Genomic DNA, 16,632 nt, shown 5'->3' on the forward strand with positions numbered 1-16,632 from the left:
CCTAGATTAACTTGCGTTTAATCGAGGTGGCTTTTTTCTTTACATTGAATTCCAACGTTCTATGGCTTGTTTGCCAGCCTCAATTCCCAGTTCATATGCTTCTCGCAAAGGTTCTGGTGAGCGGCTTAAGCGTTTTAACTTAAACGTTTCTGGTGGGCACACTTGGATTATCTCAACGCCTGGTGGCGGGTTGTTTATCAGTTCCAATGTTTGGTTGTAACGAACGTCACGTGTCAGCATAGGCTCAATCAGAGCTGGCGTTTCCTTCAGCATACGTTTTGTGATGGCACTGAACTTTGATCTTGGTTTCCGGTAACTGGCGATCTGGCTGCGCAGGACCATGATTTTCGTCGCTCCTCTCTTGATGGCTTCGGCAATTGGCAGGGCATCTGCAACGCCGCCATCCACATATCGAGTGCCATTAAGGAGCACGCCATTACGATAGAGTACGGGCAGGGCGCTGCTGGCCTTCATGGTCTCCGCTAACATATCGACGTCCGGAGTGAGGTATTCTGCTTGTCCAGTATCTTGACGAGTGACGACAAGGAAAAAAGGACGCGGATCAGCAGCGAGCACTTCTTTATCAATGCCTAACTCTTCAAGTGTCACTTGCCACATCCAATCCAAATCCATGACATCACCACCGCGTATGAGCTGGCTGGGGGTGATGAACTCATTTCTTAGGCTGTAATCGAGATAGATTTTTAGGTTTCTGCCCGGCATTTTTGCCAAATAGGCGGCAAGATTACTTGCGCCAGCCGATACGCCCCAAAAGCTGTCGAAGGGAGAAAAGTCCGCAGCTAAAAAATGGTCGAGTATTCCGCAAGAAAATACCCCTCGCATTGCGCCGCCTTCAACAATCAGTGCACGAGAACCTACATGTTCCATCTGCTTATCCGCTTTCTATCTTTTAGTTGAGTAACGGCAGCTTAACGTATAAGCGGCTGATTCCCAAACAAGGCCGCATATGTTCATGCGGGGAGGCATCAGATTGGCCAATCTTGAGTGCAGTGATGAACGCCTTTCTTAGTTTTCCATGTTGACTTTGTTTGATGGTCAAACTAAATTTAAATCAAATATTTTGATTATCAAACAAACTGAGCAATAGGGATATGATTTATCTATGGCAATAGCACAACACACGCACGATTTTGTTTCTCATAACCATAAAGGTGAAAAGCGAACTTTTTATGTTCTCATTCTGACGCTTGTCACTATGGTGGTTGAGATTGCTGCGGGCACGCTTTTTGGCTCTATGGCCTTACTCGCCGATGGATGGCACATGGGCACTCATGCTGCGGCATTTTGCATCACCTTGTTCGCTTATCGCTATGCTAAGCAAAATGCGAACAATGAGCGTTTTTCGTTTGGTACCGGGAAGGTCAGTGTTTTAGGTGGTTTTACGAGCGCGATTGCTTTGGGCATGGTGGCGCTAATGATGATGGTGGAATCCGTTCACCGTTTGTTTAACCCTGAGAGTATTCAATTCAACGAAGCGATTATGGTCGCAGTGATTGGTTTGGTGGTTAACTTAGCAAGTATGTTGCTGCTGCATGATCACCATCATCATGATCACGACCACCCACATGATCATAACCATTCGCATGGACACTCGCACGAGCACCACGACCACAATCTTGCCGCCGCGTATTTTCATGTCTTGGCAGATACCTTAACGTCACTGTTAGCGATCGTTGCACTTATTATTGGTAAGTTTTACGGATGGATTTGGTTAGATGCCATTATGGGGATCGTTGGGGCTTTGGTGATTGGTAAGTGGACTCTCGGTTTGATGAAGCAAACCGCACCAGTCTTATTAGATGAGAATATTAATCACGAGTACCTACAGGCAATCAGAGAGACGCTTCAGCCATACGCAGACGTGCTAGATCTGCATGTTTGGAAGGTGAGCGGACATCATTACTCGGCTGCGATTGTGTTACATAATCGCAGTGATAAAACGTTGAGTGAATTTAAGCAATTACTGAGTAAGTTTGATAAGATTCATCACCTTACTCTAGAGTTACAAAATAGCTGACGATGAGCGAACTAGAAAAGTTGAATCAAATGCTGACCGAGTTCTATGACAAGATGTCTTCTTGGGAACAGTCAGTCGTAAAAGAAACCGGCTACTCTTTGGCCCAAGTCCATACCATTGAAGTGCTGGGCGGCCATGGTGCGCTGCGCATGAAAGAACTGGCGGAAAAGTTAGGCATCACGACCGGAACGTTAACGGTACAAATCGAAAAGTTAGTGAACGCGAACTTGATAGAACGTTGCCCTCATCCGGAAGATCGCCGTGCTATCGTTGTGAGGCTCACACCAGAAGGTGAGAAAATTCATCGCCATCATAACCAGTTGCACCTTGACCTTGTGCGTGATCTTACTCGTCATATTGAGCCAGAGCAGCAATCAACCTTTCTATCGTGTTTGGAAAAAATGAACCGGGAATTCTAGGTTTCATCCGAGTTACGGCCAAATAAACAATGAAAAGCAGAACTCACATCGAGTTCTGCTTTTTTGTATTTATGGGTTTAGAAACCAGCTTTCTAACGGTAACTGAGTGAATGCGTAAGTCACACCAACACAAAATGCAGCGCCGGTAATGCCAATACCAATTGTAGTGGCCAGCAGAAGTAACGTTATCCTAGGCATGATGATTCTCATCCCTCTTGGAGTGTATTTGCGTGCTTAGTTCGAAACAGAGCACACAAACACAATCCAAGCGGTGGCAAGCATAATTAATGGCGTAAAGACTTTTTGAATGGCTGCGCCATCGGTCAAGTTATAGATCTCGATGGATTCGTTGTAGAAGGCGCGTTTGAAGGCTTTAAACGAAATGTCGTTTTTTACATTGGATTGCTCGTAACGCTGACGCGCAGCATCGGCCATCTGATATTCAAGATCTTGAAGTTCAAACTCTTGGTTAAAAAACGAATCCCAAGCGCAAAGGCGAGCTATTGCCTTAGGTGAATTGTTATCACTTTTTAGTTTTGAGAGACGCTTTGCGTAAGCCGCTTGATATTTATCCACGATATATTCCTGCATGAATAGATGCTGAGTCATTGAATGACTCAGAACGTTCTGGTCGGTTGTAAAAGCAAAATTGTGGGATGAAAAGGCGTACTTTTACGTCGGTGGCAGAACTACAAATAAAAATATCAAAGAGCGTTTGTGGTGGGGATGATATGGGGTGGTAGGGGAAGAGGACAAACAAAATAAATTAGTCTACGTCACAATCAATGTTTGTTGATTTATTCAATCCTTAGTGTTCTTTGCCTTTTGATGTGCACATTTTGTAGTTAAAAAAAGATATGACCATAAGTTGTTCTTGGGCCTGAAAAAGTAAGATTCCTGACCAATATTCTTCCGTTTACCGCGTAGATCTCTCCTCAAAGTCGATTACTTTTGGCTACGCTTATAGTTCGGCTTTAAAAATTTGTAAGAGGGAAGTTGAGTTGAGATGTTTGTAGTTGAAGCGTTGAATAACTCAAGTGATGGGCAACAAAGGTAATTGATTATAAAGGATAAATTGGAAGCAGTGCAGAGCTAGGTAAGATATAAACCTAAAGGTGACGGTATGAGCATACAATCAACCATTATCGAATACGCTGTAGCAATAATAGGCTTACTTTTAACAGGCGTTGCCCTCTGAGCCCGAAAGCTCAGAGGATACATAACCTTAACGATTAATGTTGTAACGAGCGATTGCCGCTTCTTCTGACGTTACAACAGTTTTACCGATAGGCGCGAGGGAAATTACGGCCAGTTTCAGGTGCTGAAGTGCAAACGGAATACCAATAATGGTAACGAAACACGCTGCGGCGGATAGGATATGACCGATTGCCAGCCACAAACCTGCAAATACAAACCAGAGTACGTTGCCGATGACGCCTAGCGGACTCGTGCCAATATCCATTTCATTGGTTAGTTCATCACGCGAAATGGCTTCTTTGCCGAATGGGAAAAACGAAAAGTTACCCATGACGAAACAAGCTCGCCCCCACGGAATCCCGATGATGCTGATGAACGCAAGAATACCGAATAGCCACCACAGCAATCCCATGAATACGCCACCGAATAAAAACCAGATGATGTTGCCAAGTGTTCTCATCTAAAACCCTTTTTGATTTATAACTTTCTACAAAGTATGTCACACAAATCTTAACAGAGGATGAATGGGTGCGCTTTATCTTAAATAAGAAATCATTGATGAGAATACTCATTTGATAAAGGAAAGCGGAGATCATTGAGCTGTTGACAAAAAGGCTCTCAACGTTAGACGTTAAGAGCCTTTCTGGTTAGGCGGTTGCCAAATTCAAGCGCGATACTGGCTTGTCATTGATCGGTAAGTGAATCAAAGCGGCGAGGAGTGCCAGAACGACGGTTGACCACCAGATTGGATCGTATGAACCGTAGTAATCGTAGATGCGACCACCGACCCAAGCCCCCAAGAAGCTTCCTACTTGGTGAGTAAAAAATACCAAGCCATAAAGTGTTGATAGGTAACGAGCCCCAAAAATCTGGCGGACTAATCCAGATGTGAGAGGCACGGTGCCTAACCAACAGAAGCCGATTGCACCACCAAAGATGACTGCGGTGTGCTCGGTGACAGGTAGAGTCACAAAAGCACCAATCACTACCGTGCGGATTAAATACAGCGCAGACATAACATGGCGTTTATTGAAGCGGTCCGCCATAACACCCCAGAAGTACGAACCAAAAATGTTGAAGATGCCAACATACGCCAGTGCCATTGCGGCGGTTGAGGCTGGTAAATCTTTATCTGCCAGATAACTTGGTAAGTGAGTTGCAATGAACATCACGTGAAAGCCGCACACAAAGAAACCTGCATGAATCAGCCAATAACCTCTGTGAGAGAAAGCTTCTTTTAATGCTTCTTTTAGGGTTTGTGTGTCTTCCTGAACATTTGCAGAGGTACCGGCTTGTGGCTTCGCAGTTCTCATGAACAGAGCAAACATCACCATAAAGCTACACAGTACAGCGAATGCTTGAAGTGCGCCTTGCCAGCCAAAATCACTCAAAAGCGCTTGTGCTCCAGGGATCATGGCGAACATACCGAACGATCCCGCAGCGGTAGTTAAACCAAATGCTTTTGCTGCATGTTGTGCAGGGACTACCTTTGCTACCGCCCCTAACACAATGACGTAGCTGGTTGCGCTCAAACCAAAACCGACCAAAACGCCAAGCGATAGATACATCATGTTTGGCTCAATGGCGATAGAAGTAAGGTAGAGACCTAAAGCGTAAGAAAAGGCACCTAAAATGATAATACGCTTCGCGCCCCAACGGTCTGATGCCATGCCGACAAAAGGTTGGAATACGCCAAACAACAAGTTTTGCAAGGCAATAGCAAAGCTAAAGAACTCGCGCCCGGTCTGAAAGTAGTCTGAAATTGGCATCATAAAAATACCGAAAGATTGTCTGATCCCTAGACAAATAATCAAAATCCCTATTCCAAGCCAAACAAGAACTGGAAATCGGAAAATACTCATAGTTTGCTCTTATTAATGATGGTGGTGATGAGAATGATCATGGTGTTCGTTGTCTCCCGTTGTTTGGTGACAACCGTTGTTGATGGCTTGTTCTGCTAATATTTCCAGCAACTTCGGAGAGTTATGGACGATGATTAGAGATAGCCCCAACATGATGGACATTCTCAACACCTGAGCGAAAATGGATTGAGAAAAAAGCATGCATTGTGCGCTCATGTAGAAAAATGAGCGCGAAGTTTAGTGACGATTAGTCAATGAAACAAATGACAAAAAGTGAACTAATGTATGCGTTTCATGCATAGATTGGTTCTAGGGATTAATTGCAATGCACGGCTTGTTCTATGCGTTGATAGATCTGCTCTGCAAGCTGGTGGCTCGCTATGTTGCGTTGCACTGTGCTTGTAGCTAGCTTGCCTGATTCAACAACCTTAAACCAATCGAATAGCATAGCGTGAAAACCTTTACTCGTGAGCATTGGTGTCCAATCTTTTAAGTTCAACTTACGTTCTTGATTGTCCTGCCACAATTTACCTTCCACGAACGATTCAAACTCAAATGCTTGGTTGGCATAACATGCCTGAACGCGTTCGTTTGTGATGCCAAAATGACGATTCATTGAAGCGTGTAGTAGGGTATCACCGTGTTGCCATTGCACATCCAGACGTGCGAGTTGTTGGCCGTCAAATTGGTGAGTGATGTAGACGTCTTGCAAATCGGCTTTTGCTACAACATTTACGCTGTCTAGCGGGTGAATAAAATCGTCAAAGATGAACGTACGGAGTTCTCCTGGCAGATTGTGGCGATTTTTCTCCCAACGCAGTGACTTCAAATTAGCGACATCGCCTTTTTGTACGTTTGGCAAATAGTCGTTGTAGAGCGGAATGTGTCGGCGATTAAAGCCAACATAAAGTGGTTGATTGGCGATAGCTGCAATCTCATAGAGTTGCTCTACCTGTTGGGAACTGTCCGCCAGAGGTTTGTCGACAAAAGTAGGAATGCTTTGTTTTAGAAAATATTCAGCGATTTGAAAGTGAACATTGGTTGCGGCATGGATCATCACCGCATCTACACCAAACGCAGTAAGCTGTCGGTAGTCCTGACAGTTTTCCTTAATGCGATATTGCTGAGCTAGTGAAGAGAGGGTTTTGGCGTCTCGGGTACAAAAGACCAGCTCAACATTAGGAAGTTGAGTAATGACAGGAAGGTAAGCCTTTTGCGCAATATCGCCTAAGCCAATAATACCGATTTTCATGTTGTTCGCTCTGTTTCGATTTCATTAGGCGTTGATTATAACGAGCGTAAAAGAGGTTGGCAGAAACGGCTTGTCATAAAAAAGCCTGACTCACATTTTGAATCAGGCTTTTTCTAACTACTTAGGATACGGTTCGACACGTTTTGAAGATATCTAACTGGCCGTCGTAGGCTTGGGTTTTTACATCCATAATACCAAGCAAAGAGTGGAACACATTGTCATGCGAGTACTTACCTGCATTTTGTGCTTCTTTGGACAAGCAATCCGTGTTGATGTGTTTTGCTTGCTTAAAGCTTGGCGACATCCACATGATAAGCGGTACTCGTTTTTGGAAATCCGGAGCAAGTCCGTAAGGCATACCATGCAAGAACATGCCGCTTTCACCAAGCGATTCACCGTGGTCAGAAACATAAATCAACGCAGTGTTGTATTTGTCTTCTAACGTCTTAAGTTTGTTGATGGTTTGTTCCAAGACAAAGTCTGTGTAACGAATGGTATTGTCGTAGGTATTTACGATCTCTTCGACGCTACAGTTTTCAATGTCTGCACGTGGGCAATCTGGTTGGAAAAACGCTTTCTCTTTCGGGTAACGTTGGAAGTAAGTTGGGCCATGGCTGCCAATAAGGTGCATGGCTACCACTCGGTTACCGTTCATGTTCGACACTTCTTGGTCAAAGTCACTCAGTAGTGCCATGTCGTAACAAGTTTGACCGTTGCACAGTGCGTTTTGTTGCTTTCTGTCTACTTCGATTTTTTTGATCTTATGCGCGACTTCTTTATCGCCACCATCGTTTTCTTTCCACAGTAGGTCGATACCTGCACGTTGCATGATATCTAACGCGTTGTCTTGGTTGTCAGCTTGTTTACGGTCAAATTGATTGCGCGTTAACTGAGAAAACATGCATGGTACAGATACTGCTGTCGCAGTGCCGCATGACGCCACATCTTTAAAAGAAATAACATCTAATTGGCTGGTGTAGGGGTTAGTTTCACGCTCGTAACCATTCAGTTGATAGTTTTGAGTACGTGCGGTTTCACCTACCACAAAAACGAGTAACGTCGGTTTGTCCTGCGCTTGCTGTAAAGCGGTCGAAGATTGCTGTGCATCAGTACCGATTTCACGATATGGCTGTGGCGTAGTTAAGTAATTTTCTTTTACGTAACTTGTCGCGCTGTAGACATATTGCGTTGGGATGATCATTTTTTTCAGGTAGCTGTTATTGCGACCCACAGATGCGTAATCTTGATAGTACAACCCCGCAATCACGGCAATAACTGCTAACGAAGCGAGCATCGCGACCAGTTTTGTAAGCACAAAGCGTAGCCATTGTCCGCGTTGTGGTTGCAGCTTTACTTTGAACACAATCAGGGCAGGAATCACACCCATTAACGTCGTCCAAACGACCGAATACGTGCTGAGATAAGAGCTTGCTTCACTCGAGTCGGTCTCGACGATGTTGGCGATCATCCCAGAGTCAAACAGCGTTCCGTAGTTATAGCCTGCGTAGCTTACTAAGCTAGAGACCACTAGCAGCAAGATAAAGAACGGCTTTCCAACCCATGGCCAGCTAAATAGGTTGAATAAGAAATTAAGCGCGGCAAAAAAGAAAATCGGAATAGTGATAATGAAACCGATTTTGACTTCGTCTAACTTAGAGAAAATCCCAATGAGTTCTTTATAGATTGGGATGTTCACCACGAGAGCGAAATACAGCGCGAGTAGAACAGTAAAGGCAACGTATGGGATACCTTTCTTTGGAGAATCAACAGTCTTCATAAGTTACTTTCTTGAATAAAACTAAAGCAAGAACGACGCCCAAACAAATAGGGCAAGAAATAGCGCAACAAATACTGCTGCAGAGCCAATGTCTTTGGCTCGACCACTGAGTTCATGCCAGTCATCGCTGACACGGTCGACAACCGCTTCTACGGCGGAATTAATAAGTTCGACGATTAAAATCAGCAATAGGCTGCTGATCATCAATACACGTTCAAGCGTGGTAACTGGCAGAAAAAATGCGCTGATAGAAAGAACCAAAGTCAGTACGAGTTCTTGTCTGAAAGCGGCTTCATGAGTCCACGCGGCTTTTAGTCCTTTAATTGAGTAACCGGTCGCATCCATGACTCGGCGAATTCCTGTTTTACCTGGCTTCAAAATTGGGCCTTAATTCTTATTATTGGTTGATTGATGTGTGTTAGTACCGAAATGCACCAAATTGCGATCTGAGACTAATCGGTTAGACGTGAAACATTTGTGAATATGGGTGCAAGCAAAAAACGTCACGTTTGATTTGATGAGTAAGTACTTTGGTTGTGTGGTTTAAACTAATGCTTAATCAAGGTCGTAAACGGTGTAACCTTTATTTTGTAGGCATTTGCGTAGCACGAGAGCTTGTGTTTTGGTGGAATCATTCGCGCCACCTAAAGCGCCTGCACCAGCACCGACTGCACTGCCAGCTACTGCGCCAACTGCTGCACCGCCAATGCCATCTTCAAGAGCACCTGCCGCGGCACCGATTAATGCGCCAGTCATTGCACCATTGGTTGCGTCAGATTTAGCGGCCTCTGTTTTGTCGACTTTTTCTGCGTAACCTTGGCAGTAGGCAAAATCTTGTTCGTATTGCGCTTGGTCAACATTCGTCATGTCTACAACAGGCTTTTGGTTGTATGCACATGCTGCAAGTGAGGAAGAAAGGACAACGAGTAAAAGTGGTTTATACATGGGGTGAATCCATTATCTCTGTGAATTTATGGATTAAATGTACACTGTTTTATTACTTGTCTCTGTCTATGGATTGTATCGAAATGTCGTCTTATGTAATAAGAGCGGATGAGGAAGAAGATAGCGCAGAAACTAAGCGAACTGCGCTTTAACTTTTATCGTTGTTCGCCCGTTATTTAGGCAGAGATACGGTGAAGCAGGCGCCACCAAGAGGACTGTGTGAAATAGAAACATCGCCGCGTTGCAATTCCATAATTTGTCTTACGATGGCAAGTCCTAAACCAAAGCCGCTGGTGCTTTTATTACGAGATTTGTCGGCGCTGTAAAATGCCTCAAACAGGTGAGGCCAGTCTTTTTCATCAATACCGTTTCCATCGTCATGAATACTTATCATGCAGTGTTCTTCATCTTCGGTCACTTCTAACATGATTTGGCTATCGGCATAACGCATGGCATTGCGAAGTAGGTTGTCTAACGCGCGCTTGAGCAGTTTGGGGTCGGTCTTAATTTGGGCTTCTTTGCAATCCGTATCTTTAACGGTGATTGGCAATGGCGTCTCTTGCTGCCATTTGTCTTTTAGGTCAAAAAGCAGGGAGTTAAGCTCAAGACTTTCGGTCCGAAGCTCTGTTTCTGGGCGTTCCATTTTCGCGTAGTAAAGGAGTTCTTCGACCATTTCTTCCATCTCATCAATGTCTTCAACGATGCTATTTACGTACTTTGTCTGTTGTTCATTTAGAGAGGAGTCGGCGAGTAAATCAGCCTGCCATTGCAAGCGAAAAATTGGTGTGCGTAGCTCGTGAGCAACCGCATTGGTGAGCATTTTATTGCTGGTAATGAGTCGAGAGACTTTATCGGCCATGTTATTGAAGCTTTTGTTCAATGTGCCAACCGATTTGGCGCTGGCCGTGCTTGCGCGGGCTTTGAAATTACCAGACGCAAATTCGACGGTGACTCTTTCTAGTTCACGAATTCTGCGGCTTAAAAACCAGATCAGCAAAACACAGTAAAGCGCGAAACCAGCGATGAAGAATATCCACACCATGTTGTCGTCGAAATTGACGGCTTGAATGATAGGACTATTCGGGTTGTCGCTAATTTTGAAAAAGGGAGTGCTCTCGTCGAAGCGAAACCAAAAATCCCGTTCATCATCAAAGGCGATGTTAGCAGTAGGATCTTCATCGAACACTTCCTTCACCTCAGGAGGGAGCTCATCCATGGTGTGAGGTTGCAACAATCGATGGCTTGCCGTGGCAAACTTTTCTAGCTCGCTTTTGGTGTATTCAAGCCCTTTTTCTTCATAGATAGGAGAGAGTAAATCGTAGAAAGCTTGCGAACTGTGTTCTTGAAGTAGGTAGTCATAATCAGTATTGAGCTCATACACGATGAGCTCATAACCTTTCAGACTGGCGAGAAAAAGAATGATCAGACCTAAAAAGCTCTCTAGATATATCCTTCTCATTTATGCGTTCCATGCATCCGGCATTAGTAGGTAGCCTTTGCCGCGTACCGTAATGATTTTTTGAGGTGAGCAAGACGCGTCACCCAATTTCTTTCTAAGTGTTACGATGCGGTTGTCAATGGTTCTATCTGTACCGTCGTACTCAATCCCGCGTAACGTTTTGGTGAGCCATTCACGCGACAAGGTTTTCTCGGCATGAGTGGCGAGTACCCACAGCAAGTCAAACTCACCGTCGGTTAATGCGACAGGCTGTTGGTTCATAGTGCAGGATTTACGTAGTCGGTTTAAACACAACACGCCAATTTGTAAGCCGTTTTCTGGCGCTGGAGCGGCGCTTTCTTTCCTGCGCAATAACATACGGATACGAGCAAGTAACACGCGCGGTTTAATAGGTTTCGTGACAAAGTCATCGGCGCCAATTTCAAGCGCAGCGACGTGATCAAAATCGTCATCGCTTGCGGTAAGCATCAGAACTTTGCCTTTGTAACATTCGCGGATTTGACGACAAACGCTCAAACCGTCTTGGCCCGGCAGCATCAAATCTAACAAAACCAAATCGGGTTGAGTGTCTAAAATGGCGTTCGGCGCGTCGGTGCCGTTATCAATACAGCGGACGTCGAAGCCTTGTTCTACAAAGTACTCACCGAGCATATCTTGTAGTTTTGGATCGTCTTCGACAATGATAAGGGATGGCTTGATTTCTTGTTCGTTCATGTAAGTGATGTGTGCTGTATTTGATATCACTGAAAGTTAAACAAATTTGCGAGTTATTTCAAATAAAGCTTGTAAAGAATAAGGTTATCCGATGAGTTAATAATATAAAAAAAGCAAACGTTTTGATATAGAACAAATCGTTTGCTTAGTATATGGGAAATTAAGTTGTCACCAGATTATGGTTGCTGCTTGGTCGGCGCGAGCGCAATTTCTCGGATACAGACATTTTGTGGTTGTTGGTAAGCGAACATTACTGCACGCGCGACATCGTCTGCGGCGAGTACACCACCCATATCCACTTTCCAAGCATGGTATCCATCTTTAATGTCTTGTGAAGTGGTGTGAGAAAGCAGTTCCGTCTCTACTGCGCCCGGTGCAATAGTCGTAACACGCACATTTGATGCGGCCACTTCTTCGCGCACATTTTCTGAAATTGCATGAACTGCGAACTTCGTACCACAATATGCCGCGTGGTCAGGGAACGTCTTTTTACCTGCAATAGAGCTGATGTTGATTATTGTGCCACTATTGCGCGCTTTCATTGATGTAAGTACGGAGTGAATACCATTAAGCAAACCAAGCACGTTAACGTCGAACATACGCTTCCATTCAGCGGCATCCTGCGTGTCGATCTGACCAAGCAACATTACACCCGCATTGTTGACTAGCACGTCAGCTGGACCAAATTGAGCTTCTGCTTTTTCAATCGCTGTTATCAAACTCGCTTGGTCAGTGACATCGACTTTTTCACATAAGGTGTTTGGTAAATTGAGTGCTTCTAAACGTTCTACGCGACGAGCCACAAGAAGGAGAGGGTGGCCTTCTTCACTAAAACGACGTGCGATAGCTTCACCAATACCTGAACTTGCACCAGTAATAACAACCAGTTTTTTCATTTGTTACTTCCTCAGTTTTCGTTGAAAGCAGCGGTCTGCTGCGATGAACTCATACTAAGGAAATAACTTTTGTTGATATATATCACTTTAGGTAAAACACTGTTGTTCATTAGCAACAATAATTGCTGCTTGAGTTTGTCTTATTGGTAGGAAAAAGGCGCAACTCGTGCGCCTTAAGTGAGAAGAATGCGCTGTTACTACGGTGAAATCCGTACTAATCAACCCATCAAAGTTACCACTTATTCAACGGTGCAAACAACGCTGTTGTCGCTACCAAAGCCATTTGGAACGTAAGCATCTGCTTGAGGATCGTTCTCCCATTCAACTTCATCGAGGAGATAACGAAATTGGATGTGTTGCTCTTTGGGTAGACGTGTTTTGAACTTAAATTGGCCGCTTTTTTTCACCAGTTTCATTGGCTCTGGTTGCCAGTCATTAAAATCTCCAGCGATTTTAATGGATTCCCATTGGTTTTTATCGAGTTCAAAAGTGACTTCAACTTCATCTTTAGTTTTGAAAAATCTCTTTTTAAGCATGAATCTTTCCTTGTTAGTACAAAAACTGCTCTAACTATTACTCGTGTTTCATAAGTATTTCAAGCGTTATCGGATTCATGCTGGTATAGCTCGTGAAATAACCGTGAACTGTTCGTGCTTCAAACTTGTATGAATATGATCTTTCTGTATGATGAAAATCAGTGTGTTGTGAAGAAATTGATATGTTGAAGTTGAATCGTACATTGATGACTACTCTGGTTTGTTTGGTGGCTATGCTGCTAACCAGTGTTTCATCGAGCGTTCAAGCATCGACAGCATCAATAGAAGCACAAAGCTTTCCCATGCAGCAAACTGCACTTCAAGAAAAACTCGGCGTAAATACAGATTGTGTTGAGCCGCACCACAAAGAACACATGATGGAAAAAGGGCAAAAGTCGCACACCAGTTGCAGCTCTTCTTGCATTGTGAAAATTCCCACGACTTTGTCGCAAAATGGCTTGATGCTACTGCCTTATAGCTTGGCGCTTATTGATAAGCTTCCTACTGAAAAAGCCGTGGTTGTGATTTATAAACCTTACCGACCTCCGATTGTTTGATTTCTTCTTTATTTATCTCCAGCACTAGCTGGCTCTTAGCTATATTTAAAACGGCACTGTTGTGCCCGAAGGAAAACAAACAATGAAGAAATTACTTGCACTATGCAGCACACTTTTACTGGCTTTCAGCGCTCACGCTGCTCAATTTGAAGAAGGTAAACACTACAAAGTGTTGGACGTTGAGAAAGCGACTAAACCAACCGTTACAGAGTTTTTTTCGTTTTACTGCCCACACTGTTATAAGTTTGAATCTGTGATTGAAAACTTAAAACCGGCTTTGCCAAAAGAAGCACGCTTTGAAAAAGTGCACGTGGCGTTTATGGGCGCAGACATGGCAGTGCCAATGGCAAAATCTTACGCAACCATGGTATCGCTAGGTGTTGAAGATAAAATGGTGCCTGCGATGTTCGCGCAAATTCATCAAAAGCGCCAAGCACCGAAAAACGAAGACGAGTTAAAGAAAGTCTTCACGGACAACGGTGTCGATGGCAACAAATTTGACGCGGCGTACAACAGCTTTGCGGTTAGTTCGATGCAAAAGCGTTTCGATAAGCAGTTCAAAGAGAGCACTCTGACCGGCGTTCCTGGCGTCGTTGTGAATAACAAGTACATCGTTATTCCTAATGAAGTCCGTAGCTATGCCGAGTACAGCGAATTGGTGAACTATCTGCTAACGCTATAAATTAAAAGAAATGAAAAATGGCGGCCAAGTGGTCGCCATTTTTTTGAATTCGTTATCTCAGTACGGTTGTACAAGCTTGAGTTGGTACGCTAGTCATGAATATCGCGTGCGGATAAAACAAGCTAGCAACGGTGATAGCGACATTGCACGGTTGTGCTATGGTGTTTTTCACCACATTGGTGAGAACAATACCCGTGTTGTTTACTGTTTGAGTGGCAGCTTGTTGCGCTTGGTAAGAAACGCAGCCAGAAGTCGCATTGATAATTGCAGTGCTAAACAGTAGTTTGCGGAAAAACATATTCATATCCTTTGTGAATGTTTACGGACATATATATGTAGGTTTGCGCTACTTTAAAACAAAACGGTGTTCAAAATGTATGTGTATTCACGAAATGAACAATGTTTTATATGGGTTGATTGGTTTTGTGATCTGAGTACTGGACAGACCAGATTATGCAACCAAAACCAATCCATGCATCAAAATGACGCCGCAGGTGAGCTTATTCCTCATGCCTTGATAGCCTTTGGGATCAACTTCCAGTTCGACATTCCGTATCAGCTTTTCTGCATACCAAACGGCAGCGTATCCGGTTGCGAGCAACAATATTGCCGCGATGTAATGTGTATTCCCTTGTAACAAGGCACCCCACGCAAGCAAAACAAACAAATTACTGAGAACTAGGATATTACGGCTCAAGCGGTGGTAGTAATGGTCGATACCATTTCCCCAGAGCACTCCCGATAGAAAACTCAAGATAACGGCGCTGTAGGCAATAAAAAATTGTTGGCCGCTTAGGTTAAATAAGGTGGTGTCAGACACGATAAGCAGCAAGCTGAACAGAAAAGGCACTAAGCCCAAGTACCCAAGGCGTAACATGGTTAAACGTGTCGTGACCATAACAGCGCTCCTACAGTTGTTGCTCAATCATATTAGTAAGCGTAGTACTCGTCGGAGAGGTTGAGCTTGGAAATGTGGCGATGACTTTGCCTTCTTTACTGATGAGAAACTTGTAAAAGTTCCACTTCGGAGTCACACCGGCTTGAGTGCTGATTTCATAAAAGACAGGGTTGGCATCGTTGCCCAATACAGAGCTTCGAGCCATCATAGGGAACGTCACGCCGTAGTCGAGATAGCAGATCTTTGCGGTATTTTCTTCGCTTCCTTTGTCTTGTCGAAAATCGTTACTGGGAAAACCGATGACTGCGAAGTTTTTATCTTTGTAAGTTTGGTATAGCGTTTCTAGTTGCTCATATTGAGGTGTAAAACCGCATTGGCTGGCAGTGTTTACGACGAGCAATGTTTTCCCTTTGAATACTTCACAAAGCTCAATTTCTTCTGTTGAATTTAACATGCGCTGTTTGCCTTGCAGAATGTCGGGGCACTCAGACGCAAGAGCAAACGAACTCATGGAGATAAAGCCAAGGAGTGCGGCGAGTTTCAGTAATCCTTTCATGATGTCGTTCCTTTTGTTTTGAAGTAAGTATAACTACTCAAACGTAAAGGGAATCGATCAAAAAAGCCGCACAAATGCGCGGCTTTTTAATATGCTTTGAATTTTTATGCCAGCTTCAAATCGAACTGATTACGGTACGCGACCATGTCTTCGATAGTCAGTACTGGCATGTTGTGCAGGCGACCAAATGCAACGATCTCTGGTGCTTTTGCCATCGTACCATCTGGATTGGTCACTTCACACAGTACGCCAGCAGGTTGAAGCCCTGCCATTTGCATCAGATCAATCGTACCTTCAGTATGACCACGGCGAGTCATTACACCACCTGGACGTGCACGAAGAGGGAATACGTGACCCGGGCGAGCAAGATCTTCAGGTTTCGCATGCGGGTTTGCCGCCGTTTTAATGGTCGTCACGCGATCTGCTGCTGAAACCCCCGTTGTTACGCCAACTTTCGCTTCAATAGAAACCGTAAATGCAGTTTGGTTCGCGCTGTTGTTGTTTACCACCATTGGAGGCAGTTCCAGTTTGTCTGCTTGAGCGTCTGTTAAACATAAACAAACGATGCCGCTACATTCGCGGATCATCAACGCCATTTGCTCGTTGGTGAGGTGCTCGACTGAATAAATGATATCGCCTTCGTTTTCGCGATCTTCATCATCAAGAAGAAGTACGCCACGGCCTTCTTTTAGAGCGATAAGTGCGTTTTCAACGCGAGTAATTGGGTCGCCGAATTCGGCAAGTAGTGATGACTGATTCATGGTTAACTCCTAAATATCACCAGAATCAGGGCGGTATGAGAGATCGTCGTAAAATACGATCAAAAAGAAGCGCACCAGCATTC

At 44.2% G+C, this 16,632-nt stretch carries 22 protein-coding genes; 4 read left to right on the forward strand and 18 right to left on the reverse strand.

Annotation, left to right across the window (positions count from 1 at the left end):
* Positions 1-39: 39 nt before the first annotated feature.
* A complete protein-coding gene (locus ACF8OV_RS19170; protein WP_029816776.1) occupies positions 40-888 on the reverse strand; it encodes a patatin family protein in 849 nt (282 codons plus the stop codon).
* A 235-nt stretch (positions 889-1,123) separates the two neighbouring features.
* On the opposite strand from ACF8OV_RS19170, the gene dmeF reads away from it, so the two are divergent.
* Both dmeF and ACF8OV_RS19180 read left to right on the forward strand, forming a co-directional pair.
* Complete coding sequence (dmeF, locus tag ACF8OV_RS19175; RefSeq protein ID WP_005485091.1) at positions 1,124-2,038, forward strand: CDF family Co(II)/Ni(II) efflux transporter DmeF; 915 nt, start codon at positions 1,124-1,126, stop codon at positions 2,036-2,038.
* A gap of 2 nt (positions 2,039-2,040) precedes the next feature.
* A complete protein-coding gene (locus ACF8OV_RS19180) occupies positions 2,041-2,457 on the forward strand; it encodes a MarR family winged helix-turn-helix transcriptional regulator (RefSeq protein ID WP_005463375.1) in 417 nt (138 codons plus the stop codon).
* A 69-nt stretch (positions 2,458-2,526) separates the two neighbouring features.
* Here the strand turns inward: ACF8OV_RS19180 and ACF8OV_RS19185 are convergent, their stop codons facing one another.
* The 13 genes from ACF8OV_RS19185 to ACF8OV_RS19245 form a co-directional block, all read right to left on the reverse strand.
* Entirely contained in the window at positions 2,527-2,655 is a 129-nt protein-coding gene (locus ACF8OV_RS19185; RefSeq protein WP_257390960.1) for a hypothetical protein, read from the reverse strand.
* 36 nt (positions 2,656-2,691) lie between these two features.
* Positions 2,692-3,033 carry a hypothetical protein gene (locus ACF8OV_RS19190; protein WP_015313457.1) on the reverse strand — a complete coding sequence of 114 codons (342 nt, stop codon included), beginning with the start codon at positions 3,031-3,033 and terminating at the stop codon, positions 2,692-2,694.
* A gap of 649 nt (positions 3,034-3,682) precedes the next feature.
* On the reverse strand, positions 3,683-4,114 hold the full coding sequence (locus ACF8OV_RS19195) for a YccF domain-containing protein (protein ID WP_005463381.1): 432 nt from the start codon (positions 4,112-4,114) through the stop codon (positions 3,683-3,685).
* Positions 4,115-4,301: 187 nt separating this feature from the next.
* On the reverse strand, positions 4,302-5,516 hold the full coding sequence (locus tag ACF8OV_RS19200) for an MFS transporter (protein ID WP_029809707.1): 1,215 nt from the start codon (positions 5,514-5,516) through the stop codon (positions 4,302-4,304).
* 12 nt (positions 5,517-5,528) lie between these two features.
* Positions 5,529-5,678 carry a hypothetical protein gene (locus ACF8OV_RS19205; protein ID WP_005485089.1) on the reverse strand — a complete coding sequence of 50 codons (150 nt, stop codon included), beginning with the start codon at positions 5,676-5,678 and terminating at the stop codon, positions 5,529-5,531.
* 154 nt (positions 5,679-5,832) lie between these two features.
* Positions 5,833-6,768 carry a Gfo/Idh/MocA family protein gene (locus ACF8OV_RS19210; RefSeq protein ID WP_203504468.1) on the reverse strand — a complete coding sequence of 312 codons (936 nt, stop codon included), beginning with the start codon at positions 6,766-6,768 and terminating at the stop codon, positions 5,833-5,835.
* A gap of 121 nt (positions 6,769-6,889) precedes the next feature.
* Positions 6,890-8,545 (reverse strand): phosphoethanolamine transferase, encoded by a 1,656-nt coding sequence (locus ACF8OV_RS19215; RefSeq protein ID WP_005463391.1) that lies wholly within the window; start codon positions 8,543-8,545, stop codon positions 6,890-6,892.
* Between the two features lie 21 nt (positions 8,546-8,566).
* Complete coding sequence (locus ACF8OV_RS19220; RefSeq protein ID WP_005463392.1) at positions 8,567-8,923, reverse strand: diacylglycerol kinase; 357 nt, start codon at positions 8,921-8,923, stop codon at positions 8,567-8,569.
* Positions 8,924-9,100: 177 nt separating this feature from the next.
* Positions 9,101-9,490 (reverse strand): hypothetical protein, encoded by a 390-nt coding sequence (locus ACF8OV_RS19225; protein ID WP_005463395.1) that lies wholly within the window; start codon positions 9,488-9,490, stop codon positions 9,101-9,103.
* 172 nt (positions 9,491-9,662) lie between these two features.
* Entirely contained in the window at positions 9,663-10,949 is a 1,287-nt protein-coding gene (locus ACF8OV_RS19230) for an ATP-binding protein (RefSeq protein WP_025500860.1), read from the reverse strand.
* Complete coding sequence (locus ACF8OV_RS19235) at positions 10,950-11,663, reverse strand: response regulator (protein WP_005463399.1); 714 nt, start codon at positions 11,661-11,663, stop codon at positions 10,950-10,952.
* 176 nt (positions 11,664-11,839) lie between these two features.
* Entirely contained in the window at positions 11,840-12,559 is a 720-nt protein-coding gene (locus tag ACF8OV_RS19240; RefSeq protein ID WP_110176596.1) for an SDR family oxidoreductase, read from the reverse strand.
* A 239-nt stretch (positions 12,560-12,798) separates the two neighbouring features.
* Positions 12,799-13,095 carry an isoamylase early set domain-containing protein gene (locus tag ACF8OV_RS19245; protein ID WP_005477072.1) on the reverse strand — a complete coding sequence of 99 codons (297 nt, stop codon included), beginning with the start codon at positions 13,093-13,095 and terminating at the stop codon, positions 12,799-12,801.
* A 182-nt stretch (positions 13,096-13,277) separates the two neighbouring features.
* On the opposite strand from ACF8OV_RS19245, the gene ACF8OV_RS19250 reads away from it, so the two are divergent.
* A complete protein-coding gene (locus tag ACF8OV_RS19250) occupies positions 13,278-13,652 on the forward strand; it encodes a hypothetical protein (protein ID WP_015313451.1) in 375 nt (124 codons plus the stop codon).
* An 82-nt stretch (positions 13,653-13,734) separates the two neighbouring features.
* Positions 13,735-14,334 (forward strand): thiol:disulfide interchange protein DsbA/DsbL, encoded by a 600-nt coding sequence (locus ACF8OV_RS19255; RefSeq protein WP_020841867.1) that lies wholly within the window; start codon positions 13,735-13,737, stop codon positions 14,332-14,334.
* A 52-nt stretch (positions 14,335-14,386) separates the two neighbouring features.
* On the opposite strand, the gene ACF8OV_RS19260 is transcribed toward ACF8OV_RS19255, so the two are convergent.
* The 4 genes from ACF8OV_RS19260 to ribB all read right to left on the reverse strand — a co-directional run bounded on the left by ACF8OV_RS19260 (position 14,387) and on the right by ribB (position 16,549).
* On the reverse strand, positions 14,387-14,632 hold the full coding sequence (locus ACF8OV_RS19260) for a hypothetical protein (RefSeq protein WP_005463406.1): 246 nt from the start codon (positions 14,630-14,632) through the stop codon (positions 14,387-14,389).
* 153 nt (positions 14,633-14,785) lie between these two features.
* Positions 14,786-15,232, reverse strand: coding sequence for a DUF3429 domain-containing protein (locus ACF8OV_RS19265; RefSeq protein WP_017447346.1), 447 nt, complete (start codon positions 15,230-15,232; stop codon positions 14,786-14,788).
* Between the two features lie 10 nt (positions 15,233-15,242).
* Entirely contained in the window at positions 15,243-15,788 is a 546-nt protein-coding gene (locus ACF8OV_RS19270) for a glutathione peroxidase (RefSeq protein ID WP_069509405.1), read from the reverse strand.
* A 104-nt stretch (positions 15,789-15,892) separates the two neighbouring features.
* Complete coding sequence (gene ribB, locus ACF8OV_RS19275; RefSeq protein WP_005463409.1) at positions 15,893-16,549, reverse strand: 3,4-dihydroxy-2-butanone-4-phosphate synthase; 657 nt, start codon at positions 16,547-16,549, stop codon at positions 15,893-15,895.
* Positions 16,550-16,632: the final 83 nt, after the last annotated feature.

The sequence above is a fragment of the Vibrio sp. GLN_1 genome, assembly GCF_043106015.1.
In the GTDB taxonomy this organism is placed as follows: Bacteria; Pseudomonadota; Gammaproteobacteria; order Enterobacterales; family Vibrionaceae; genus Vibrio; species Vibrio parahaemolyticus.